The organism is Pseudomonas sp. RA_35y_Pfl2_P32, from assembly GCF_963970735.1.
Taxonomy (GTDB): domain Bacteria; phylum Pseudomonadota; class Gammaproteobacteria; order Pseudomonadales; family Pseudomonadaceae; genus Aquipseudomonas.
In genome coordinates, this window is record NZ_CAXAQF010000248.1 from 1 (window position 1) to 494 (window position 494).

The 494-nt window shown below is 64.4% G+C and carries 1 protein-coding gene; it reads right to left on the minus strand.

Going from position 1 to position 494, the window contains the following annotated elements; genetic code table 11:
- Nucleotides 1–164: 164 nt before the first annotated feature.
- The coding region (locus AACY45_RS28110) for a hypothetical protein (protein WP_339548736.1) at nt 165–494 on the minus strand (330 nt) is incomplete at its 5' end.

A 494-nucleotide genomic window follows, 5' to 3' on the forward strand; every position in this document is an offset into this window, starting at 1 on the left:
GCCGGGTCACAGATCGAAGGCTCGGGCATCGGTCTATCGATTATCGACCGGGTGGCGCGGGCGCATGGCGGGCGACTGAACGTTCGGCGCGGCGAAGCGGGCCGCGGGCTGGTGTTTGAGATCATGATCCGGGCCTGAAATTCGACGTCACCGACGATTGAACCTCACCGATCATGATCGACTCGGTCATAGGCGGCTTCGATCTCTTTCGCCACGTCGGTGAAGCTGCTCCACGGCAGCGGCTTGTGCAGCGCCATCGACCATCGCTCCATCCACTCGATCCCCTCCTTGCCGGTATAGGGATCGGGGGTGCGATACGCCGGGTCCTTCATCGCCTGCGGCAGCGTCACCGGCTGCAGATGCTCGCGCCGAAGGATGGCGGCGAGGTCGTCGATCGAATCTGCGTTCAGCCGGGTCGCGTGCAGCAGCATGACATAGGCGATATCGCGCCCGAACAGCGCACGCGCTGCGCTGCGATACCAGCGGATCGTCGT